General features: G+C 60.0%; 15 protein-coding genes. 7 read left to right on the top strand and 8 right to left on the bottom strand.

All coding sequences use genetic code 11. From position 1 onward, the window contains the following. Window positions 1-7 precede the first annotated feature (7 nt). The 3 genes from ACNA0J_RS11925 to ACNA0J_RS11915 all read left to right on the top strand — a co-directional run. The gene (locus ACNA0J_RS11925) at window positions 8-268 is read left to right on the top strand and encodes a succinate dehydrogenase assembly factor 2 (RefSeq protein WP_094820309.1); all 261 of its coding nucleotides are present in this window, start codon (window positions 8-10) and stop codon (window positions 266-268) included. Between the two features lie 21 nt (window positions 269-289). After that, the gene (locus ACNA0J_RS11920) at window positions 290-1,600 is read left to right on the top strand and encodes a citrate synthase (protein WP_415819072.1); all 1,311 of its coding nucleotides are present in this window, start codon (window positions 290-292) and stop codon (window positions 1,598-1,600) included. Window positions 1,601-1,846: 246 nt separating this feature from the next. Continuing rightward, on the top strand, window positions 1,847-2,032 hold a 186-nt coding region (locus ACNA0J_RS11915; protein WP_415819071.1), incomplete at its 5' end, for a hypothetical protein. Here ACNA0J_RS11915 and ACNA0J_RS11910 read toward each other — a convergent pair. The 8 genes from ACNA0J_RS11910 to mdeB all read right to left on the bottom strand — a co-directional run bounded on the left by ACNA0J_RS11910 (window position 2,017) and on the right by mdeB (window position 16,040). After that, complete coding sequence (locus ACNA0J_RS11910; protein ID WP_415819070.1) at window positions 2,017-2,742, bottom strand: response regulator; 726 nt, start codon at window positions 2,740-2,742, stop codon at window positions 2,017-2,019. The genes ACNA0J_RS11915 and ACNA0J_RS11910 overlap by 16 nt on opposite strands. Next, window positions 2,729-5,470, bottom strand: a complete 2,742-nt coding sequence (locus tag ACNA0J_RS11905; RefSeq protein WP_415819069.1) for an ATP-binding protein — start codon at window positions 5,468-5,470, stop codon at window positions 2,729-2,731. Before ACNA0J_RS11905 ends, ACNA0J_RS11910 begins: the two co-directional genes overlap by 14 nt. A gap of 201 nt (window positions 5,471-5,671) precedes the next feature. Continuing rightward, entirely contained in the window at window positions 5,672-6,301 is a 630-nt protein-coding gene (gene kdpC / locus ACNA0J_RS11900; protein WP_415819068.1) for a potassium-transporting ATPase subunit KdpC, read from the bottom strand. Between the two features lie 10 nt (window positions 6,302-6,311). Continuing rightward, window positions 6,312-8,345 carry a potassium-transporting ATPase subunit KdpB gene (gene kdpB, locus ACNA0J_RS11895; protein WP_415819135.1) on the bottom strand — a complete coding sequence of 678 codons (2,034 nt, stop codon included), beginning with the start codon at window positions 8,343-8,345 and terminating at the stop codon, window positions 6,312-6,314. Between the two features lie 21 nt (window positions 8,346-8,366). Then, window positions 8,367-10,091, bottom strand: coding sequence for a potassium-transporting ATPase subunit KdpA (gene kdpA, locus ACNA0J_RS11890; protein ID WP_415819067.1), 1,725 nt, complete (start codon window positions 10,089-10,091; stop codon window positions 8,367-8,369). Between the two features lie 149 nt (window positions 10,092-10,240). Continuing rightward, complete coding sequence (locus ACNA0J_RS11885) at window positions 10,241-10,693, bottom strand: DUF2214 family protein (protein ID WP_415819066.1); 453 nt, start codon at window positions 10,691-10,693, stop codon at window positions 10,241-10,243. A gap of 121 nt (window positions 10,694-10,814) precedes the next feature. Further along, window positions 10,815-13,106, bottom strand: a complete 2,292-nt coding sequence (locus tag ACNA0J_RS11880; RefSeq protein WP_415819065.1) for an NADP-dependent malic enzyme — start codon at window positions 13,104-13,106, stop codon at window positions 10,815-10,817. Between the two features lie 162 nt (window positions 13,107-13,268). Next, a complete protein-coding gene (gene mdeB / locus ACNA0J_RS11875) occupies window positions 13,269-16,040 on the bottom strand; it encodes an alpha-ketoglutarate dehydrogenase (protein ID WP_415819064.1) in 2,772 nt (923 codons plus the stop codon). Between the two features lie 126 nt (window positions 16,041-16,166). On the opposite strand from mdeB, the gene ACNA0J_RS11870 reads away from it, so the two are divergent. The 4 genes from ACNA0J_RS11870 to odhB all read left to right on the top strand — a co-directional run bounded on the left by ACNA0J_RS11870 (window position 16,167) and on the right by odhB (window position 23,391). Further along, complete coding sequence (locus ACNA0J_RS11870; RefSeq protein WP_415819063.1) at window positions 16,167-16,637, top strand: Lrp/AsnC family transcriptional regulator; 471 nt, start codon at window positions 16,167-16,169, stop codon at window positions 16,635-16,637. Window positions 16,638-16,715: 78 nt separating this feature from the next. Continuing rightward, complete coding sequence (locus tag ACNA0J_RS11865; RefSeq protein WP_415819062.1) at window positions 16,716-18,863, top strand: OPT family oligopeptide transporter; 2,148 nt, start codon at window positions 16,716-16,718, stop codon at window positions 18,861-18,863. A gap of 388 nt (window positions 18,864-19,251) precedes the next feature. Then, window positions 19,252-22,125 carry a 2-oxoglutarate dehydrogenase E1 component gene (locus ACNA0J_RS11860; protein WP_415819061.1) on the top strand — a complete coding sequence of 958 codons (2,874 nt, stop codon included), beginning with the start codon at window positions 19,252-19,254 and terminating at the stop codon, window positions 22,123-22,125. A gap of 45 nt (window positions 22,126-22,170) precedes the next feature. Beyond that, entirely contained in the window at window positions 22,171-23,391 is a 1,221-nt protein-coding gene (gene odhB, locus ACNA0J_RS11855) for a 2-oxoglutarate dehydrogenase complex dihydrolipoyllysine-residue succinyltransferase (protein ID WP_415819060.1), read from the top strand. Window positions 23,392-23,499: the final 108 nt, after the last annotated feature.

Below are 23,499 nucleotides of genomic sequence, written 5' to 3'. Positions count from 1 at the left end.
GATCGATATGAGCACCCTGACTGAACTTGAAAGGGCACGCCTGCGGTGGCGGGCACGCCGCGGGCTGCTCGAAAATGACTTGATCATTACCCGTTATCTGGATGCGTACGAAACGCAGCTCACGGACGAGGACGTCGGTGCGTTGACGCAGCTGTTCGAGATGGGCGACAACGACCTGCTCGATCTGCTGCTGGCACGCAAAGAGCTCGAAGGAGCCCTGGACACGCCGAGATTACGCACCATCGTCGCGAAGATGCGTGAGCTTTGATTAATTGTGAGGAAATTAGCGATGAATCTGTCTGACAAAAAAGCCACTCTATCGTTCTCGGACGGCGCCGCGCCGATCGAGTTCCCTGTCTACAAGGGCACGGTTGGCCCGGACGTCATCGACATCCGCAAGCTGTACGGCCAAACGGGCATGTTCACGTTCGACCCCGGCTTTATGTCGACGGCGGCGTGCGAGTCCGGTATCACCTATATCGACGGTGACAAGGGCGAATTGCTGTATCGCGGTTATCCCATCGAACAGTTGGCGGTGAATTGCGATTTCCTCGACATTTGCTATCTGATCTTGAACGGCGAGCTGCCCAACCAGGGCCAAAAAACCGATTTTGATTCGCAGGTCACGAACCACACGCTGGTAAACGAACAGCTGCATTTCTTCCTGCGCGGTTTCCGTCGCGATGCACACCCGATGGCTGTGTTGACCGGCCTGGTGGGCGCGTTGTCGGCGTTCTACCACGACTCGACCGACATCACGAATCCCCAGCACCGTCACATTTCGGCTATCCGCTTGATCGCCAAGATGCCGACGCTGGTCGCGATGGCGTACAAATACTCGGTTGGCCAACCGTTCATCTATCCGCAGAACAATCTGTCGTACACCGGCAATTTCCTGCGCATGATGTTCGCCACCCCGTGCGAAGAGTACAAGGTCAACGACGTTGTCGAACGCGCCCTGGATCGTATCTTTATCCTGCACGCTGACCACGAGCAAAATGCTTCGACCTCGACCGTGCGTCTGTGCGGTTCGTCGGGCACGAACCCGTTCGCTGCCATTTCTGCTGGCGTGGCTTGCTTGTGGGGCCCGGCTCACGGCGGCGCCAACGAAGCTTGCCTGCAAATGCTTGAGGAATTGCAAGCCAACGGTGGCGTGGCCAAGGTCGGCGAGTTCATGGAAAAGGTCAAGGACAAGAACTCGGGCGTGCGCCTGATGGGCTTTGGCCACCGTGTCTACAAGAACTACGATCCGCGCGCCAAGCTGATGCAAGAAACTTGCAAAGAGGTGCTGCAGTCGTTGGGTCTGGAAAATGATCCGCTGTTCAAGCTGGCCATGGAACTCGAACGTATCGCTCTGGAAGACGACTACTTCGTGCAGCGCAAGCTCTACCCGAACGTGGACTTCTACTCGGGTATCGTGCAACGCGCCATCGGCATTCCGACTTCGCTGTTCACGGCCATCTTTGCGTTGGCACGTACGGTGGGCTGGATCGCTCAGTGGAACGAAATGTTGTCGGATCCCGATTACAAGATCGGCCGTCCGCGTCAGCTGTTCACCGGTTCGGTCACGCGCGACGTGCCGTCGATGGACAAGCGTTAATTCGTCATGTGGCGCCGCCTCTTTTTGGGGCGGTTTGCTGGTGATGAGGGAAAGCCATGCGTCTTTGGATGCTTGGCTTTTTTTGTTGCCGGGCCGTCCCAAAACAAAAATGCCCCCTTGGGGGGCAGCAAGCCGAAGGCGCAGCGTGGGGGCTTTTTTTATGGGTTTGGGGCGTTTGGCTGGTGGGGATTGTCTCTGTTTAGGCGTCCTGGTTGCGCGCTGGACGGGCNNNNCCGGCCTAATCGNAACGGCTCGGCGCAAGACCAGGCGCCGAGGTCCGCTGCGCGGACTGCCCGTTCCTCAAAAGGCCGGCGCGACCCGTCCAGCGCGCAACCAGGACTCGCAATCGTGGCATGCGGCGAGAAAAAAGCAGGGCATGGTGAGGGCGAAGCAGGGGCGCTGGTTTGCCGCCATGATTATGATTTTTGCTGATCGATGAATCTCAGGCCTACGCCGGGCTCGGTGATGATGTAGCGGGGGGCCAGGGCGTTGTCGCCAAGTTTGTGCCGGAGTTTGCCGACGAGGATGCGCAGGTAGTGGGTGTCGTCGGTGTGCGTCGGGCCCCATATTTCTCGCAGGATTTGGGTCTGGGTGATTAGCCGCCCGGGCTGCTGGGCGAGCAGGGACAGGAGTGAAAATTCCTTGCGTGTGAGGGTGACACTTTGCTCGTTGAGATGGACTTCCCGTCGGGCCCAATCGATGCGCAGATGGCCATCGTCGTATGCCGTGCTGTCATCCGTGTTTGTTCCCGCCATGCGCAGAAACGCGCGAATGCGAGCCATCAGTTCTTCGATGCCAAAGGGCTTGGTGACGTAGTCGTTGGCGCCTGCATCCAGCAGGGATACTTTCTGGTCTTCGCTGGATCGTACTGTCAGCACGATGACGGGGACTTTGGACCATTGGCGCAGTTCTCTGAGCACTTCGCTGCCGTCCATGTCGGGCAGGCCCAGGTCTAGGACAATGAGGTCTGCACCTTTGCTGGCCAGTAATGTCAATCCTTCATGGCCGGCCTCTGCCAATAATGTCTGGTAGCCCTGGGCCCGCAGACTGATATCGACAAACTTGCGAATTTGCGGCTCATCGTCGATGACGAGAATGCGGGCGGGGGAGGCTCCTGTGTTCCCTTCATTAGGTTGTTGCATTTTCTTTGGCTTCCTGGCCAGGGGGCTCACCCCAAGGCAAGATCAATCGGATCGTTGTGCCGCGATGTTGCGGACCCGGCAGAGCCTGAACGCTGCCCATGTGTGCGCCTACGATACCCTGAACGATCGTCAACCCCAAGCCCGTGCCCTGTTTGCCTCGATCCCCGCGTTCGACGCTATAAAACATGTCGAAAATGGATTTTCGCTCTGCTTCCGGAATGCCGGGACCCCGATCAGAGATGTCGATCTGCGCGTGATCATTATCCAGGCGTTGGACGTGAACCCGTATCGGTTCTCCGGGAGGGGAGAATTTGGCCGCGTTCTCCATGACATTAAATAGGGCTTGTTCAATGAGTGCCGGGTGTACGTGGATAGGAGGCAAATCGGACGGGATGTCGTGCTCGATGCGTACTGCCGGGCTATATCGTTGTAAACGCTGACAGGCTGAGCCCACCAGCTCGTCAATGCCGATCCAGTCTCTTTTCAGACTCAGGCCCTGGTGTCCCAATCGGGTCATGTCGAGCAGGTTCTGGATATAGCGGTCCAGGCGTTCGCCTTCCACCTGTATGGTCTCGAGCAAGGCCTTTTGATCGTTCTGATCCATATTGCTGCCATAGCGCATCAGGCTGTCTGCGGCGCCAATCATGGACGACAGCGGTGATCTCAGATCGTGTGATACCGACGATAACAATGCTGATCGTAACCGCTCGGTTTCTCCGGTGACGCGCGCGGATTCCAGTGCGGATACCAGATTCGTACGCAGAGCTGCCTGGCCGATGTCTTCCACCATGCTTTCGACGAGTCGCCGTTGTTCGAAAGAAAGGCGTTTTTCATTCGAGGGAAATCTCAGGCCCACCACGCCGAAAGTTTCCTGGTCAGAGCGTATCGGCAGAAACCACCATGGGCAGTGGCTCAGCGTGTCGGTGTAGCGGCCGCTAGGTTGCCCATGTTGCCGAGCCCAGTCGGCGGCGATCCTATCCTTTTCCGTCAGTTGACTGGCGGGAGAGGCAGGGCCCGTCTCTCCGTTGATTTGCATCCATATGTCGGCTCGTAATGTCGATTGCAGTGCTGCCGTGCCTGCGGTGATCACTTCTCCGAGATCGGCTGCTTTGGTGAGCCGGCGTCCCAGCATTTGCATGGCTGTGGCATGGATGTTGGCGGCGCGCAGTGCGATAACCTGGGCCCTCAATCGGGATGCGAGGCGACCCGCTATGAGTGCCGCGGCGAGGAACAGCATGACGGTCGCCACACCGCGATGTGCGCCGATCAACAGCGTGAATCGAGGTTCGATAAAGAAAAAATCATAAGCCAGAAAGCAGAGCAGGGCGGTGATGACGGCGGGCACCATGCGCGTGCGTGCGGCAACCCAGATCACGGCCACGAGAAACACTAATGACAAATCCTGCAAACCCAGGAAACGCTCTGCCAGTGTCGCGACGCCTACTGCACCTACGCTGGTCAGTACAGCAAGCAGGGACTCCCGCCACAGCAGGCCTTTGCCGTTGATGCGGGATGCCCAGAACGACTTTTGTTTTGCGTGTGGCGTACTGATGATGGTCAGTTCGTATCGGACGCCGCGCTGCAGAAGCTGTTGTGTCAGTGTTCGATTGAAAATCCGTGCAATAGGACGTTCGCGGGTACGGCCGATCACGATCGATCTGGCGCCTCGTGCGGCAGCCGCGTCCAGCAGGGCTTGGATGATGTCGCTGTTGTGGAGGATCTCGGCTTCTCCTCCCAGCGTACGTGCCAGCGCAAAGGCTTTGTCTATTTCCAGCAGACGTTGTTGTTCTGCACGAGCGGCCGTTCTCGATGTCGTTTCCAGTGATTCATCGCGGCGTTTGGCGGGCAATGTCGCGTCGGCTGCCGTGCCCGTCTCTACCGTGACGACCGACCATGGCGCGCCGCGGCGCTCGGCAATGCGTGCGCCGGCCCGCACCAGATATTCCGATTGCCCTTTACCATCGATGGCAATCAGCACATGATGCTGGATGGCCAGTGCCCCCAGGCCGCGGGCCGCACGGGTTTCACGCAGGTCGGCATCAACGTGCGCAGCCACGGTCTGCATCGCCAGCTCGCGCAGCGCCGTGAGGTTGGACGGGGAAAAGAAGGCCTGCAAGGCACGAGCGGCTTGCTCGGGTAAATACACCTTGCCTTGATTCAGGCGTTCGATCAGTTCGCGCGCAGGCAGGTCGACCAGACGAATGTCGCGCAAATGCTCGAAAACCGCATCGGGAACGGTTTCGCTGACTCGAATGCCGGTGATCTGATGCACCACATCGTTCAAGCTTTCCAGGTGCTGGATATTGACGGTGGTGTACACGTCGATGCCGGCGTCGAGCAGCTCCACGACGTCTTGCCAGCGCCGTTCGTGACGGCTGCCGGGGACGTTGCGATGGGCCAATTCATCAACGAGGGCAATGGCGGGCTTGCGGGCCAGGAGCCCGTCCAGATCCATTTCCTCTAGTTGCCGTCCTTGGTAGTCCAGCAATTTTCGCGGCTGTATCGGCAGTCCCGCAACGAGGGCCTGGGTTTCGCTGCGGCCATGCGTTTCGATAATCCCGATCACGATGTCCGCGCCCTGGCGGTGCAGTTCGTGTGCACGCACCAGCATGGCGTAGGTTTTACCGACCCCCGGCGCCGCGCCCAAGAACACGGTCAACCGGCCAGCTGCCTGGCGGTTGAGTTCGCCCAGCAGGGCGTTGGCTTGTTCAGTCTGTTTGGCACTCATGGATCACGGGGCACTCACAGTCTCGTCGTGGGCCTATTCTCGCATTTAGTGGGCGGTTATGGCAGCACGGCAGAATCGTCGACGCGAACCGGGACTTGCCTCGGTATGGATGCTGGCGTGTCGCCTTTGCCTCATTCAGGTCAGAAACGCAGGCAACGTTGGAGCGGCGCCAGCGTGGTGCATGGCTACCGCGCTATTTCGTTAACGCGGCGTTTTTGTCCCGACTGAATCCAGTGCCAGATTCAGTTGCAGGACATTGACCCGCGCCTGCCCGAACACGCCCCATTGCTTTGCCTCGGTGTGCTGCGCCAGCAGATTGGCAATCTCGTCACGCGGCATCCCGCGGGCGCGGGCAATGCGATCCACCTGAATAGCGGCGCTCGCGGCAGTGATATGCGGATCAATGCCTGCACCGGATTGCGTGAACAGGTCGCCCGGCACCGAGAGCGGAGCTGCGCCTTCGCGTTGTGCGATAGCGGCGCGAGTGTCTTCCAGACGCTTGCGCAGTTCTGGGTTGGTGCGGGCCTGATTGCTGCCCGCCAGCGCCGTCGGGTCGTAATTGCTGGCTGACGGGCGAGGATGAAAATACTTGTCGCTGACAAACGGTTGTGCCACCAGTGCGGACCCGATCACTGTGCCGTCACGTGCGATCAGGCTGCCATTGGCAGTGTGGGGGAACAGGGCTTGTCCAATGCCTACGCCAGCCAGCGAGTAGAGAAATCCGAATCCCGCTAGCGTGATGAGTGTCAGGGCAATGGCGCCGCGCACGATACTTGTGCGGGACTGAGCGGTGAATGTGCCGTGCGTAGTAGTGGTTGTAATAGCTGTCATGGCAATTGTCTTAGATACTGAATAGCGTTGATAACATCAAGTCGATGAGTTTTATCCCGACGAACGGGAGCAGCACGCCACCCACGCCGTACACCAGCATGTTGTTGCGCAAGAGCGCCGTTGCGCTGGCGGGCTTGAAACGCACGCCACGCAAGGCCAACGGGATCAGCAGCGGGATGATGATGGCGTTGAAAATCAACGCCGACAGCACCGCGCTCATCGGACTCGACAGTTGCATGATGTTCAATGCCGCCATTTGCGGGATCGATGCTGCGAATAGCGCGGGCAGGATGGCAAAGTATTTGGAGACGTCATTCGCCAAGGAAAACGTCGTCAATGCGCCGCGTGTGATGAGCTGCTGTTTGCCTATCTCGACCACGGCAAGCAGCTTGGCTGGATCGGAATCCAGGTCCACCATGTTGCCTGCCTCCTTGGCTGCTTGAGTTCCAGAGTTCATCGCCAGTCCGACGTCGGCCTGGGCCAGAGCGGGTGCATCGTTGGTGCCGTCACCGACCATCGCCACTAGCCTGCCATCCATTTGTTCGGCGCGGATACGGGCCAGCTTGTCCTCCGGTTTGGCCTGTGCAATGTAGTCGTCGACGCCGGCTTCGGCCGCGATGCTCGCTGCGGTCAGCGGGTTGTCTCCCGTAATCATGATGGTCTTGATACCCATCGCCCGCAGGCGGGCAAAGCGTTCCTTGATGCCGTGCTTGATCACATCGGATAACTCGATGACCCCGAGTATGGTGTTGTCGTCGCATACCACCAGCGGCGTCGCGCCTTTGCGCGCGACATCGGCGACGCGCGTCTGCAAGGCTGCCGGGACGTTGCCTCCATGCGTTTGCACATACTCGGCGATGGCATCAATAGCGCCTTTGCGGATGATGCGCCCATCTGGCAGGTCGACACCAGACATTCTGGTTTGAGCGGAAAAAGGTATGAACTGCGCGTCTTTGGGGGCATCGCCGAGGCCACCTTTACTGACGGCCAGTTTGACGATCGATTTGCCTTCTGGCGTAGGATCGGCGAGCGAGGCCAGCCACGCTGCCTGGCGCAACTGCGGCTCATCAATGCCCTCCAGCGCATGAAAGGCGGTCGCCTGCCGGTCACCGAGCGTGATGGTGCCGGTCTTGTCCAAGAGCAGGACATCGACGTCTCCTGCGATTTCCACGGCTTTGCCGGACTTGGCCAGCACATTGGCTTTGAGTGCGCGATTCATACCTGCGATGCCAATGGCGGGAAGCAGGCCGCCTATCGTGGTTGGAATCAGGCACACCAGCAACGCCACCAGCAGGACGACGTCCGTTTTGATGCCTACGAAGTTGCCAATAAAAGGCAGCGTGATGACCACGATCAGAAACGTCAGGGTCATGACCGCCAACAGCAGGCCCAGTGCAATCTCATTGGGTGTTTTTTGCCGGCTGGAGCCTTCGACCAAGGCGATCATGCGATCCAGAAAACTGTTGCCGGGTTCGGCCGTAATGCGGACGATGATGCGGTCCGATAGCACCTTGGTGCCGCCGATCACGCCTGAGCGGTCTGTTCCTGCTTCGCGCAGGACCGGTGCGGATTCACCCGTGATGGCGGATTCATTGATGGATGCCAGCCCTTCGATGATCTCGCCATCGGCGGGGATCAACTGACCTTCTTGCACGACGACACGGTCATCAGGGCGTAAATCTGCCGCGGGAATGATGCTGGTGTTGCCCGACTGGTCCAGACGATGTGCCACCAGGTCTTTGCGGGCGCGGCGTAGTGCGGCGGCTTGACCGCGGCCACGTGCCTCGGCTACCGCCTCGGCGAAATTGGCGAATAGCACGGTGATGAATAGCACCGCCGTGACGGCCCATCCAAATCCGGCAGCGGTCCAGCCTGATAGCGCCGCTATCGCTGTCAGCAGGGTGCCTGCCCAGACAACTGCCATGACGGGATTTTTCAAGACATGATGCGGAGCCAGTTTGATAAACGAATCGATGAGCGCGGCTTTCAGCGGATGCTCCACGGTGGCGCCCTCAGTGTGGTGCTCTATTTGCGCAGTATGCATGGTGTTCATGTTGAATTCCTTTTAACGGGCGAGCAGCGGCATCAACGACAAGTGATCCGCAACGGGTCCCAGCACCAGCACGGGCATGAACTGCAGCAGCGTGAGAATGATGACAATGCCAATCAAGGTGAGCGCGAAGGTCGGCGTTTCTATTTGCAGGGTGCCGGGGCCTTCGGCGGCCCGCCGTTTGCGGGCGAGCATGGCGGCAATGGCCAGGGGAATAATCAGGGCAGGGTATCGCCCGGCAGCCAGCACGACGGCGCAGGTGACGTTCCACCAGGGGGTGGCGTCTCCGAGCCCTTCGAATCCGGAGCCGTTGTTGGCGAAAGCAGATACGTATTCATAGAACACCTGACTGATGCCATGGAATCCTGGGTTGGAGTTGCCGGTCAACGCAGGTATGGAAAGCGTCACGGCGGTAAAGGCCAGGATGACCAGCGGCTGCCATAGCACCAGGATGCCCAGGAGCTTGACTTCGGGACCTTCGATCTTGCGCCCGAACAACTCTGGCGTGCGGCCCGTCATCAAGCCTGCGAGAAAGACGCTCAGCAGCAGATACACGATGAATTGCTGCAGGCCGCAACCTATGCCGCCCCAGATGGCATTGATCAGCATGTTCACCATGGCAACCATGCCCGTCAACGGCGCGGCGGAGTCCATCATCATATTGACAGACCCGTTGTTGACCTGCGTCGTCGCAGCAGCCCATAGCGCCGAGGCATCGGCGCCCAAGCGGACTTCTTTGCCCTCCATCAACGCGATGTCGGCCGTGGTGTCGGATCCGCTCTCGGACCATAACGCCAGGCCACTGGAAATCACGGACAGGGTCAGCATCGTGCCAAAAACCATTGCGCCGAATCTGCGGCGGCCGGTGAAAGGCGAAATCATGAAAATGACGGCAACAGGAATCAAGGTGATGCCCAACATTTCCAGAAAGTTCGACAACGGCGTAGGGTTTTCCAGCGGCGTCGCGCTGTTGGGGCCGTACCAGCCTCCGCCGTTGCTGCCCAGTTGTTTGATCGCCACCATGGGTGCGACGGGCCCTACTGGGATTTTTTGTTCTGTCATGGCTGCGGGCATGTCCATCGGAGCGGCAATAGCTGCACCGTTCAGCGTTGCAGGCACGCCTTGCCAGGTCAGCAGCGTCGACCAGACCAGGCATAGCGGCAGCACGAATCGCAAGGCGGCACGAATCACGTCGGCCCAATAGTTGCCGACATCTATCGTGGCCGCCGTGGTGTCTGCGGTATCGTCAGACGGGGCTTTGGCCTGACGGCCGCCGAACAGTCCTCGCAGTGTCGCGGCGGCCAATGCCAAACCCATGATGGGCGTGGCCACCTGCAGGCCGACAATGCCCGTCATCTGCGAGAAATAGGAAAGCTGGGCCTGCCCGGAATAATGCTGCTGGTTGGTATTGGTGAGAAACGACACCATCGTATGCAGCGCCAGATCCCAGCTCATGTTTGGGACATGATCAGGGTTGAACGGCAGCCACGCCTGGGTCATGAAAATAACCCATACGACCAAGGCCAGAAACAGGTTGCTTACTAGAAACGCAGCGGCGTAGCTGCGCCAGCTCATGCCCTGATCGGAGCGCGTGCCGAGCAAGGCATAAAGAGGTCGTTCGATCCAGTTGAACAGGATGTCGCTGCGCATGGGCGCGCCACGCATGACGGCAGCGAGATAGCGGCCCAAAGGCCAGCCAAGCGCGATAAGCAGCGCCAGGAATAAGAGATACTCAGACATGTTTTGATTTCGCAAATAAATGGCGAAACAGCCATGCCTAAGTATTCAGCGCAGATGCGTAAACTCTCTATTACGGAAACGCGCAGGCGTATAAATTCTGCGTAAATTTTTGCACGCATGCCTGCTACCTGCAGGCGTATGCCTGGCGATTACATACCGATGCCGCGTGCCATCAACACGGCAAATAGCGGCAGCAACACCAGCAGATGGGCCTCCAGCATCACCCAGCGCCGCGCGCGTTTGACTTGCTGGGCATCGGGGACATAGCCGGCTTCGTTGCGTGCTTGTTTGTTCCACCGTAGAAAAGCCAGTGTCGGTGGAATGGAGCACAAGGCGATCAGAACAAACAAGCCGATCTTGGCGTGAAACCAGGGATTGGCCATATAAAAGGCCGCCCCTTTGGCGCCCAGGCTCAAGCGCAATAGTCCGGTAATCAGTACGGCGATCGCACAGGCCAGGTACAGGCGGTCATACAAGGCCAATCGGCGTACAACAGAGGGAGTGATATCGGGCCGCAGCAATACTGTCTGTGCGGTCATAGCGACGATCAAGAGAAAGATCGCGAGGTAGTGAATCCAGGCGAGCAGGGCGTCTTGCAACATGAATGGGCTCCGGTAATCGATGCGCGTCGTGTTGGCAGGACCTGCTAGCCAACTGGCGGATCAGTGTATCTGATCCGCCAGCGGTCAAACAGCACGCGCGAGGCGTGCTTGCTGCATGCAATCAGGCCGAGCGTTTTTCAGCGGCCTCTTGCTGTGCGTCGACCACGGCCAGTGCGGTCATGTTGACGATGCGGCGTACGGTGGCGCTGGTCGTCAGGATATGCACCGGACGGGCCGCACCCAGCAGGATGGGGCCCATGGCGATACCGTTGCTGCCGGTCATCTTCAGCATGTTGTAGGTGATGTTGCCCGTATCCAGATTGGGCATTACCAACAGATTGGCCGGGCCTTTGAGCTTGCTGTCGGGATAGGCCTTTTGACGGATTTTTTCCGACAGAGCCGAGTCGGCATGCATTTCGCCTTCGACTTCCAGCTCGGGCGCGCGTTCTTCGACCAGGCGGCGTGCTTCGGACATCTTGCGCGACGATTCGGTGACACGGCTGCCGAAGTTCGAGTGCGACAGCAGCGCGATCTTGGGCATGACGCCAAAGCGGCGCATTTCGTCAGCGGCCTGGATCGTGATGCTGGCGACTTCTTCGGCGGTCGGATTTTCGTTGACGTGCGTATCGGTGACAAACAGCGTTTGGTCCGGCAGCATCAACACGTTGAGCGCGGCAAAGGTCTGGCCCGGCTTGCGGCCGATGATTTCCTCGACGTACTTCAACTGGTTGTCGTATTTGCTGGCCACACCGCACAGCAAGGCATCCGCATCACCGCGACGCAGCAGCATGGCGCCGATCAAGGTGTTGTGTTTGCGGATCATGGCCTTGGCGATGTCGGGCGTGACCCCTTCGCGGCCTTTGAGCTGGTAATACGCGTTCCAGGTTTCGTTGAAACGGTTGTCGTCTTCGGGATCCACGATCTCGATGTTCTGGCCGTTCACCAGACGCAGGCCCGCCTTTTGGATACGCATTTCGATGACGGAAGGGCGGCCCACCAGGATCGGCTGCGCCAGCTTCTCGTCGACGACGGTCTGCACGGCGCGCAGCACGCGTTCGTCTTCGCCGTCGGCATAGATCACGCGCTTGGGCGCTTTCTTGGCCTGGGCGAACAGCGGACGCATCAGTTGGCCCGAGTGGTAGACAAAGCCCATCAGCTTTTGGCGATAGGCTTCGATGTCTTCGATGGGGCGTGCGGCCACACCGGAGTCGGCGGCGGCCTGGGCTACCGCAGGCGCAATCTGCACAATCAGGCGCGGGTCGAAGGGCTTGGGAATGATGTATTCCGGGCCGAACGACAGTTCCTGGCCAGCATAGGCCAGTGCGACTTCGTCATTTTGTTCGGCTTCGGCGAGCTCGGCGATGGCCTTGACGCAAGCCAGCTTCATTTCCTCGGTGATGCGCGAGGCGCCGGCATCCATGGCGCCACGGAAAATAAAGGGGAAGCACAGAACGTTGTTGACTTGGTTCGGGTAGTCCGAGCGGCCAGTCGCAATGATGCAGTCCGGGCGGGCAGCACGGGCGACTTCGGGGCGGATCTCGGGCTCGGGGTTGGCCAGGGCCAGGATCAGCGGCTTGCCGGCCATGGTCTTGACCATGTCGCCGGTCAGCACGCCAGGCGCCGAGCAACCCAGGAATATGTCCGCGCCGCGCACCACATCAGCCAAGGTGCGTGCGTCGGTTTTTTGCGCGTAACGCTTTTTGTTGGGCTCCATGTTTTCTTCACGGCCCTCCCAAATCACGCCACGGGAGTCGACGACGTAGATGTTTTCGAGCTTGATGCCCAGACCTACTAACACATCCAGGCAGGCGATCGCGGCGGCGCCAGCGCCGGATACCGCGAGCTTGACCTGGCTGATGTCTTTGCCGACGACCTTCAGGCCGTTCAGAATGGCGGCCGAGGAGATGATGGCGGTACCGTGTTGGTCGTCATGGAAGACGGGGATCTTCATGCGCTCGCGCAGCTTCTTTTCAATGTAGAAGCACTCGGGCGCTTTGATGTCTTCGAGGTTGACGCCACCCAGGGTCGGTTCGAGGGCTGCGATGATGTCGACCAGTTTGTCCGGATCGGTTTCGGCGAGTTCGATGTCGAACACATCGATGCCGGCGAATTTCTTGAACAGGCAGCCTTTGCCTTCCATCACGGGCTTGGCCGCCAGCGGGCCGATGTTACCCAGACCTAGAACGGCGGTGCCGTTGGTGATCACGCCAACCAGGTTGGCGCGCGAGGTGTACATGGAGGCAGCGTCATCACCTTGGTCGAAAATCGCCATGCACGCTGCGGCAACGCCGGGCGAATAGGCCAAGGACAAATCGTCTTGGTTGGCCAGGGTCTTGGTCGGCGTGACCGAGATTTTGCCGGGGGTGGGGTAGGCGTGATAATCAAGCGCCAGTTTGGTTAGGGTTTCGTCCATGGTGGGGAAGGCCTATGCTGCACTGCTGACAAAGTAGAAAACGGGCCCGCAAGGGGCCCGTTTGGGGATCGCGAAGGCGTATATTTCAACAGAAACCGCGCATCAATGTTTGCTGCAGTGCAGCGAATTGATGGTCAACGCCCGCCTAACGATATCGGCGGTTTAGTTCAGCCATGGCACGACAGTGCGTTGCTTCGTGTTTAACTGGTCTCGCAACTGCTGCCGGGCGGCCTCATGGCGCGCGTCTTGTTCGGCCAGCAAATCGAGCGCATGCAGCGCGATCCAGTCTGCACTGACTTCAAAGAAATCCCGCAGCCGGGCCCGGGTATCGCTGCGGCCAAAGCCGTCGGTGCCCAGCGTGCGATACGGGGCCTTGATCCATGCACCGATCTGGTCCGGCACTGCGCGCACATAGTCGCTGGCGGCGACTACGGGAACCGTACCGGGCAGGCATTGTTCCAGCCAGCTCTGCGCAGCCGGACGGCTCAGGCCGAGTACGCGATCCCGTTCGCAGGCCCGGCCATCGCGGGCCAATTCGGAAAAGCTGGTCACGCTCCAGACTTCGGCCGCGATACCAAAGTCCTGCTGCAGCCGCTCTGCAGCGCGCAGGGCTTCGTTGAGCATGGGGCCAGCCGCGAGCAGGCGCACGTGAGGCAGATCATCGTTGTCTATGTTGTTCTGCGCCGTTGCAGCACCCGCCGCAGAAGATTTTCCCGACTCGGATCCCCTTGCTCGTTCGCCAGGAGACGTTGCAGTTCGGACGCGATGCATCCCGCGCAGGATACCCTCGCGCGCGTTTTCGCTGGGCAGATTAGGTTGAGCGAGATTCTCGTTGGTGACCGTGATGTAGTAGAACTCGTCGCATTGCTGATCCAGCATACGCTGCATGCCGTGTTCCAGGATGACGGCGACCTCATAGGCGTTGGCCGGATCGTAGGCGCGGCAGTTGGGAACCGTGGAGGCAATCAGATGGCTAGAGCCGTCCTGGTGCTGCAGGCCCTCGCCGCCCAGTGTCGTGCGGCCCGACGTGGCGCCGATCAGGAATCCGCGCGCGCGTTGATCGGCCGCGGCCCAGATCAGATCACCGATGCGTTGGAAGCCGAACATCGAGTAGTAAATATAGAAGGGCAGCATCGGCAGGCCATTGACCGAATAGCTGGTGCCCGCGGCCGTCCACGAAGAAATCGCGCCGGCTTCGGTAATGCCTTCTTCGAGGATTTGCCCGTCCAGCGCCTCGCGGTAGTACAGCACCGAGCCGATGTCCTCGGGTTCGTACAACTGACCCTGTGCGGAATAAATCCCGATCTGTCGGAACAGATTGGCCATGCCAAAGGTACGTGCTTCGTCGGCCACGATGGGCACGATGCGCGAGCCCAATTGTTCGTCCTTCAACAATCCGCCCAGCATGCGTACGATGGCCATCGTGGACGACATTTCCTTGCCATCAGCCTGCAGCGCGAAACGCGCCCATTGCTCGGCAGGGGGCACGGGCAGACGAGGCGATTCGGTGCGCCGGCGCGGCAGATGGCCGCCCAGGACAGCCCGGCGTGATTCTAAATAACGCAGTTCGGCGCTGTCAGAAGCGGGTTTATAGAACTTCAACGCCAGGCAGTCATCGTCCGAGATCGGCAGTGCAAACCGGTCGCGAAACGCCAGCAGTGCCTCGTCATCCAGCTTTTTCTGCTGGTGGGTGGTCATCTTGCCCTGACCAGCCGTGCCCATGCCAAAGCCTTTCTTGGTCTGCGCCAGGATGACGGTCGGCTGGCCGCGATGGCGTACGGCGCGATGATAGGCGGCATGGATCTTGACGATATCGTGGCCGCCGCGACGCAGCCGGTCGATGGCCTCGTCTGACCAGTCTGCGACCAGGGCCGCCAACTCGGGGTTTTGATTGAAGAAGTGCGCACGGTTATAGGCACCGTCATTGGCGGCAAAGGTCTGGAACTGCCCGTCCACGGTGTGAGCAAAAGCGCGTGCCAGGGCGCCATCGGCGTCGCGCGCCAGGAGCGCATCCCAGTCGCCGCCCCACACCAGTTTGATGACGTTCCAGCCGGCGCCGGCGTAGAGCGTTTCGAGCTCGTCGATGATGCGGCCGTTGCCGCGCACTGGGCCGTCCAGGCGTTGCAGGTTGCAGTTGACGACGAACACGAGGTTGTCGAGCTTTTCGCGCGCGGCCAATGTCAATGCGGCGATCGATTCGGGCTCGTCCATTTCGCCGTCGCCGAACAGACCCCAGACCTTGCGGCCAGAGGGCTGCGCGAGCGACCGGTGTTCCAGATAGCGCATGAAACGGGCTTGGTAGATCGCATTGATCGGCCCGATTCCCATCGATCCGGTGGGGAATTGCCAGAAATCAGGCATGAGCCACGGATGAGGATACGACGACAGTCCACGCAGGCCACGTTCGCGCGCAGTGATCTCCTGACGGAAATGGGCGAGATCGTCTTCGCTGAGAAAGCCCTCGAGAAACGCCCGGGCATAGACGCCGGGCGCCGAATGCGGTTGCAGGTAGACGAGGTCCCCGGCGAATCCCTCGCAGGGGGCGCGAAAGAAATGGTTGAACCCCACTTCGAACAGATCCGCCGCCGACGCGTAGCTGGCAATGTGCCCGCCCAATTCGCCGTGTGCCTGGTTGGCGCGTACCACCATGGCCAGGGCGTTCCAGCGGTTGATCGAGGCAATGCGTTCCTCGATCGCCAGATCGCCGGGAAACGGCGGCTCATTGCGCAACGCGATCGTATTTAAATAAGCGCTGCGCGTCTGGCCGCCCGCACGCACCCCCAGCGCGGCTGCCTGAGCGAGCAGGGCCTCCAGGACATAGGCCGCGCGCTCGATGCCGGCGGTTTGTACCAGCGATAGCAGCGCGTCGCGCCATTCGCTGGTTTCAATTGGGTCGATGTCGCTGGTCTGGGGCGTGGCCACTATGTCGAGCATGATGATGAAGTCTCCGTATAGACGTTCATCCTAGCGCTTTCACTGTGGCATAAGTGATCGAATATGCGTCGCCAAACCCAGGTTGGCGGCATAATAATCTGCAATTGTTAAATACATAGGATAAATATGCCGAGCGCCTCGCTAGATAGCATTGATCGCCGCATTCTGGGCATCTTGCAAACAGATTCCAGCCTGACCAATGTCGAGCTCGCACGCCGTGTACACCTGTCTCCATCGCCCTGCCTGGCGCGGGTCAAGGCGCTGGAGGCGGCGGGCGTGATACGCGGGTACGTGGCGCTGGCCGATCCGCTGCAATTGGGCCTGAGCCTGAATGTGTTCATCCAGGTCAGCCTGGAAAAACAGGTCGAGACCGAGCTGGATCGCTTTCAGAACGCCATGGCCGAATGCCCCGAGGTCATGGAGTGCTATCTGATGAGCGGCGATGCGGACTATCTATTGCGTGTGGTCGTGCCTGACATCCAGGGGCTGGAACGCTTTGTCGTCAGCCGATTGTCGCGGATTTCCGGCGTTCGAAATATCCGATCGGGATTCGCGTTAAAGCAGGTCAAATATCAGACCGCGTTACCCTTGGAATAGATTTATTTTCCAAGCAGGGCGGTAGAATCCGCGACACTCTAAAAATCATCACCCTTTTTGGCAAGGACATGTTGACTCATGGCAGAACCTGCGCGCGTTCCTGATTCGATCACGCTGCCCGAACTCACCGTTCGCGGCGTCCTGATTGGCGCATTGATTACCGTAGTGTTCACCGCATCCAACGTGTTTCTGGGCCTGAAGGTCGGATTGACGTTTTCGTCGGCGATCCCGGCGGCGGTCATTTCCATGTCGGTGCTCCGGTTGTTTCGAACCTCGAATATCCTCGAAAACAACATGGTGCAGACGCAAGCGTCAGCCGCGGGCACCCTGTCATCCATTATTTTCATTTTGCCGGCACTTGTCATGATGGGGCACTGGCACGGCTTTCCTTTCTGGGAAACGCTGGGCATTTGCGCCGCGGGCGGGATGCTGGGGGTGATGTTCACCATCCCGCTGCGGCACATCATGGTGGTGCAGAGCGATCTGCCGTATCCAGAGGGTGTCGCGGCGGCAGAGATCCTGCGCGTGGGTAGTGGTACGGCCGAGGGAGGCGCCCAAGCCGACGGCGCTGGTCAGGCGTCGCGTGGTTCTTCGCCGTCAGCACGCGGCTTAGACGTCCAATCGGTCTCGACGGACGCCGCTGCAACGGGAGCGAGCCGAGCTAAACCGGCGGCTACGGGCATGGCCGATATTCTCAGCGGAGCCGGCATCGCCGCTGCAGTGAGCTTTGCTTCCAGCGGCCTGCGGGTCTTGGGCGATGCCGTCAGCGTGTGGCCGACGATCGGCGCTGCGGTGTTTCGCCTGCCGATGGGTTTCTCCATGGCCTTATTGGGGGCGGGGTATTTGATCGGTATCGTGGCGGGTCTGGCCATGCTGACGGGCTTGGTCATCGCCTGGGGTATTTCCGTTCCTGTGCTGACCGCATTGGGGGACCGCCCGGCCGATTTGTCGGTAATGGACTATGCCACCGGGCTGTGGAGCTCACAGGTCCGTTTCATTGGGGCAGGGGTGATAGGCGTAGGTGCGATCTGGACGCTGGCCACCCTGTTTGTCCCCATGATGCGCGGTATCAGAACCTCGTTCTCGGCATTCAGCGCGACGCGCAGAGCCGATCAAGGTGGGGCATTGCGTACTGAACAAGATCTGTCCGGGCGCTGGATTGCTGTCGTCACCTTGGTGCTGGTGGTGATTCTGGTGGTGACGTTTGCGTCGTTTTTACGGGCCGAGCCGGTGACAGCCGGCAGCGTAGGACTGCTGGTGACGTACGCCGTCGCATTTGCCTTTATTTTCGGCTTTCTGGTCGCTGCTGCCTGCGGTTATATGGCTGGGCTGGTGGGATCATCGACCAGCCCGATTTCCGGGGTGGGTATTGTGGCCATCGTGCTGGTGTCCTTGCTGATGCTGGGGCTGGAGCGCTCGACCGGCCTGCTCGGCAGCCAGGAGGGTGTCCAGATGGCCATTGCCCTGGCGATTTTCACGACTTCGGCCGTGGTCGCCGTGGCCTCGATTGCGAACGACAACCTGCAGGACCTGAAAACCGGCTGGCTGGTCGGGGCCACCCCCTGGCGCCAGCAGGTGGCGCTGTTGATCGGCTGCGTGGTGGGAGCGGCGGTGATTTCCCCGATCCTCGAGTTGCTCTATAACGCCTATGGTTTTGCCGATGCCTTGCCGCATGCCGGCATGGACCCCGGCCAGGCATTGTCGGCACCGCAGGCCACCCTGATGTTGGCCATTGCGCGCGGGATTTTCACCCATCAGTTGAACTGGGTCATGATTCTGATTGGTATGGCGGTGGGCGTGGGGCTGATCGTGGTGGACGGGATCCTGAAACGCACCTGCCGGGTTGCCCGGATGCCGGTGTTGGCCGTAGGGATCGGGATTTATCTGCCTCCGACGGTCAGTGCGCCGCTGGTCGTGGGGGCGTTGCTGGCCTGGTTGATCGAGCGGGCGCTGCGCCGCCGTGCGGAGCAGGCGGGGCAATCCTATGACAGCTATGCTGAGCTGCCGAATCGGCGCGGCACCTTGTTGGCCTCCGGGTTGATCGTGGGAGAAAGCCTGGTGGGGGTATTGATGGCGGCCATCATCGGGGCGTCGGGCAGCGAGGCGCCCCTGGCCGTGGCAGGAGCGGACTTCGCGCCGATCGCCAACTGGCTGGGGCTGGCGGTCTTTGCTAGTGTGGCGGTACTCTTCTATAGACGTATCGTGTCAGCAGGACGAGTGTCATAAAAGCGCGGAAAAATAGTGCAACAGGCGGCCGTCGTGCGGTTAGATCGTATAAACCGGCTTTCCCGCGATGGCTTCGTGGTTTTCGCGTCACAGCCCGGCCAGGACTTTTCCCAAACTGGATCAAGGAGACTTCGAGCGCATAGCCAGCATCATGACGGATGTTGGCGGGGACTTCTGAACTATCCCAGTCTGCGGCCTCGCCCGGGCACAGAGGGGTCGTGCCGCAATGCGGCAAGACAGGTGCAATCCCGGGGAGTATACTTTTGCGCCATAGGCTTTCAGGGCTTGTACGTGCCTTCTGCCCCTGCTATCCGCTAACGGGAAGCCCGTGTCGCGGAAGGTTTTCCTGCATCGTATCGAGTGAAGCACTCGCAAGGTGAAGCAATATATGTCTTCCGAATCAGAATCTCTTTCCACCTCATATCTATTTGGTGGCAATGCCCCCTACGTCGAAGAGCTGTACGAGGCGTATCTGGACAACCCTGGCTCTGTGCCCGATAACTGGCGCGAGTATTTCGATCAGTTGCAGCATGCTCCTGCGACCGATGGCCAGGAAACGACGCGCGACCGCGCGCATGCCCCCATCGTCGAGTCTTTTGCTCAGCGCGCCCGCAGCAATGGGTTCGTGCAGCAAGTCTCTGCCCAACCCGATCTGTCGATCGCCAGCAAACAAGTCTCGGTACAGTCGCTGATCGGCGCCTATCGTTCGCTGGGTTCGCGCTGGGCCGACCTGGATCCGCTCAAGCGCCAGGAACGTCCCCCGATCCCTGAGCTGGACCCGTCGTTCTACGGCCTGACCGAAGCCGATCTGGACCAGACCTATTCGGCTACCAACACCTACTTCACGACCGCCAGCACCATGACGCTGCGCGATATCCTGAAGGCCCTGCGTGACACTTACTGCCGCAGCATCGGTGCCGAATACACCCATATTTCCGATCCAGCCGCCAAGCGCTGGATCCAGGAACGCCTGGAAAAGACCTTTGGCGCGGCGTCGTATAGCAACGAAGAAAAGCGTCACATCCTGCAGCAACTGACCGAATCCGAAGGTCTCGAGCGTTTCCTGCACACCAAGTACGTGGGCCAGAAGCGCTTCTCCCTCGAAGGCGGCGAAAGCTTCATCGCCTCGATGGACGAGGTGGTCAACCACGCTGGCGAATCCGGTGTCCAGGAAGTCGTGGTCGGGATGGCTCACCGTGGCCGCCTGAATCTGCTGGTCAACATCATGGGCAAAATGCCCGGTGACCTGTTTGCCGAATTCGAGGGCAAGCACGCCGAGGGCCTGACCGACGGCGACGTGAAATACCACAACGGTTTCTCCAGCGATCTGTCCACGCGCGGCGGCCCGGTTCACTTGTCGCTCGCGTTCAACCCGTCTCACCTGGAAATCGTCAACCCCGTGGTCGAGGGTAGCGCCCGCGCTCGCCAAGAGCGCCGCGGCGACCCCGAAGGCAAGCAAGTCTTGCCGGTGCTGGTGCACGGTGACGCGGCCTTTGCCGGCCAGGGTGTTGTGATGGAAACGCTGAACCTCGCACAAACGCGTGGCTACGGCACGGGCGGCACGCTGCACATCGTCATCAACAACCAGATCGGTTTCACGACCTCCGACCCGCGCGATACGCGTTCGACGCTCTATTGCACCGACGTGGTCAAAATGATCGAAGCGCCGGTATTCCACGTCAACGGTGATGACCCCGAGGCGGTTGTGTTCGCGACCAAGCTGGCGCTGGACTACCGCCTGGAGTTCCACCACGACGTGGTTCTGGATATCGTCTGCTTCCGTAAACTCGGCCACAACGAGCAAGACACCCCGGCGTTGACCCAGCCCCTGATGTACAAGCGTATCGGCCATCACCCCGGCACGCGCAAGCTGTACGCCGACAAGCTCACCTCGCAAGGTGTGCTGGCCGACGGCGAAGCCGACCAGATGGTCAAGGATTACCGTCAGCTCATGGAAGACGGCCAGCGCACGATCGAACCTGTGCTGACTGACTACAAGAGCAAGTACGCGATCGATTGGTCGCCGTTCCTGGGCGCCAAATGGACCGATCAGGCCGACACGGCAGTGCCGTTGGCTGAACTCAAACGCATCGGTGAACGTATTACCACGGTGCCCGATAGCTTCACCCCGCACCCGCTGGTCAAGAAACTGTTGACCGAGCGTCGCAAGATGGCCGAGGGTGAGCAAAACCTCGACTGGGGCATGGGCGAGCATCTGGCGTTCGCGACGTTGGTGGCTTCGGGCTATGCGATTCGTATTACCGGTCAGGATTCGGGCCGCGGTACATTCACGCACCGCCATGCCGTATTGCACGATCAAAACCGCGAACGTTGGAATGACGGCACCTATGTGCCGCTGCAAAACGTCTCCGACGGCCAAGCGCCGTTCACGGTGATCGACTCGGTGCTGTCCGAAGAGGCCGTGCTCGGTTTCGAATACGGTTATTCCTGCGCAGAACCGAACACGCTGACCATCTGGGAAGCTCAATTCGGTGACTTCGTCAACGGCGCTCAGGTCGTGATCGACCAGTTCATCAGCTCGGGCGAAGCCAAATGGGGCCGCCAGTCGGGTCTGACGTTGATGCTGCCGCACGGTTACGAGGGCCAAGGTCCCGAGCACTCGTCGGGTCGTATCGAGCGCTTCCTGCAACTGTGTGCCGACAACAACATTCAGGTGGTTCAGCCCACGACCGCTTCGCAGATTTTCCATCTGCTGCGTCGCCAAATGATCCGTCCGTTCCGCAAGCCGCTGGTGATTTTCACGCCGAAGTCGCTGCTGCGTAATAAGGATGCAGGTTCGCCTCTGACCGAGTTGGCCGGCGGCAGCTTCCGTCCGGTGATCAGCGAGTTGGACGATACGATCGACGCGAGCAAGGTCAAACGCGTACTGGCGTGCTCGGGCAAGGTCTATTACGACTTGGTTCACGCGCGCACCGACCGCGATGCCAAGCACGTGGCAATCGTTCGCGTCGAGCAGCTGTATCCGTTTGCCCACAAGGCTTTTGAAACCGAGCTGCGCAAGTACGCGAACGCAACCGAAGTGGTCTGGGTGCAAGACGAGCCTCAGAACCAAGGTCCGTGGTTCTATGTTCAGCATCACCTCTACGAGAATATGGCCGACGGTCAGAAACTCGGCTATGCCGGTCGCCCGGCTTCGGCGTCGCCTGCGGTAGGCTACCTGGCCAAGCACCAGGAACAACAGAAAGCACTGATCGAACAGGCTTTTGCCGCGAAATACAAAGGCTTCATGCTGACTAAGTAAGTTCAGCCGCCGATATCGAATCTCTCTATTTAGGAACTTATTACCATGGCTATTACTGACGTTGTTGTCCCCCAGTTGTCCGAATCCGTGTCGGAAGCGACTTTGCTCACCTGGAAGAAACAGGCTGGCGCTGCTGTCGAGGCAGACGAGATCCTGATCGAAATCGAAACTGACAAGGTGGTGCTGGAAGTGCCGGCTCCGGCATCGGGCGTGCTGGCTGAAATCGTGGAAGCCGATGGCGCCACGGTGACGTCGGGCCAACTCATCGCCAAAATCGATACGGCTGCCCAGGCTGCTGCTGCCCCGGCTGCTGCTCCCAAGGCTGAAGCCGCTGCGCCTGCCGCGGCTCCGGCTGCTGCCGCTGCTGCACCGGCCTCGTCGGGTTCGGCTGGTATTGCTTCGCCGGCCGCTGCCAAGATCCTGGCCGAAAAGGGCGTGGACGCTGGCAGCGTGGCTGGCACGGGCCGTGACGGTCGTGTGACCAAGGCTGATGCTCAGGGCGCCAGCGCTGCGCCGGCCAAGGCCGCTGCCGCTGCACCGGCGCCGACCACGTTGTCGCTGGATGGCCGTCCGGAACAGCGCGTGCCGATGAGCCGCCTGCGTGCCCGTATCGCTGAGCGTCTGCTGCAATCGCAACAAGAAAACGCCATTTTGACCACGTTCAACGAGGTCAACATGCAGGCTGTGATCGATCTGCGCAACAAGTACAAGGAAAAGTTCGAGAAAGAGCACGGCGTCAAGTTGGGCTTCATGTCGTTCTTCGTCAAGGCTGCTGTTGCCGCCCTGAAAAAGTACCCGTTGATCAACGCGTCGATCGACGGCAAGGACATCATCTATCACGGCTACTTTGACATCGGTATCGCGGTGGGTAGCCCCCGTGGTTTGGTGGTGCCGATTCTGCGCAACGCGGATCAGCTCTCGCTCGCCGAGATCGAAAAGACGATCGCCGATTTCGGTAAGCGCGCTGCCGAAGGTAAGCTGGGCATCGAAGAGATGACCGGTGGTACCTTCTCGATTTCGAACGGTGGTGTGTTCGGTTCGATGCTGTCGACCCCGATCATCAACCCGCCGCAATCGGCGATCCTGGGCGTGCATGCGACCAAGGAGCGTCCGGTGGTTGAAAAAGGTCAGATCGTGATTCGTCCGATCAACTACCTGGCGCTGTCTTATGACCATCGGATTATTGATGGTCGCGAAGCGGTGTTGGGCTTGGTTGCGATGAAGGACGCGTTGGAAGATCCGCAGCGTTTGTTGCTGGATCTGTAATTTCTAGCGTTGAATAGTTTGACGGGCGTGAGGATGGGTTCTTCTGTCGCGATGTGCCGGGGCCAAGAGGCTTCGGTGCGGCGGGCCCGTTNGGCCGGTCTGGCCGCC

The sequence above is a fragment of the Bordetella tumbae genome (genome assembly GCF_965139195.1).
Classification (GTDB): Bacteria; Pseudomonadota; Gammaproteobacteria; order Burkholderiales; family Burkholderiaceae_B; genus Bordetella_A; species Bordetella_A tumbae.
This window is presented reverse-complemented; position numbering and strand designations above follow the sequence as displayed.